Source organism: Microbacterium sp. DT81.1, assembly GCF_049844955.1.
GTDB lineage: Bacteria > Actinomycetota > Actinomycetes > Actinomycetales > Microbacteriaceae > Microbacterium.
The window spans coordinates 1-599 of sequence record NZ_JBNCMA010000030.1; the positions used below are offsets into that span (position 1 = coordinate 1).

The 599-nt window shown below is 67.4% G+C and carries 1 protein-coding gene; it reads right to left on the reverse strand.

The annotated features are described in order from the left end of the window. Positions 1–599: hypothetical protein (locus tag ACLQ2Q_RS22205; RefSeq protein ID WP_425824076.1), on the reverse strand; the 599-nt coding region annotated here is incomplete at both ends.

Here is a 599-nt window from a genome sequence, read left to right on the forward strand (position 1 = left end):
CAGATGGTGCCGTCGGTGTCGACGCCGATGATCCCTTCCTCCACCGTCGGATCGGCCGTGATGACCAGCAGGGCGGGCGCGTTCGGCACAGGCGAGAAGGTGGTGCCGCCGTCGCGGCTGACCATCAGCCCGTCTGGGGTGGTGGCGGTGACGATGTCGGCCTGTGTGGTGTTGATGCTGATGTCACGGGCGGTCAGCGGGACAAGATCCGCCCAGGTCTGCCCGGCATCGGTACTCTCCGCCAGGACGGCCCGGTCCGAGGGGAGCCCGAGGAGGATTTCGGGTGCGGCGGGGGTGGTGGCGAGCATATGAAAGTCGGTGACGCCTGCCAACGACACCTGCTCCCAGCCGGCCTCGCTGTAGCGGACCAGGCCCACGTTGGGGGCTGTGAACGTGTGGTCCTGGTTGACCGGGTCAGGGTGGCCGGACGCGAGGATCGTATCCCCCTGGACGGTGAGTCCCATCGCATCGAATGTGGTCTTGCCGACGAGGGAGACCTCATCGGTGGTGAGGTCGACCCGGTAGACACCGGTGTGCGCGCCGACCAGCAGCGCCCCGTCCAGATCGAACGCGACATCGTGGACATGCGGAATGAGGGC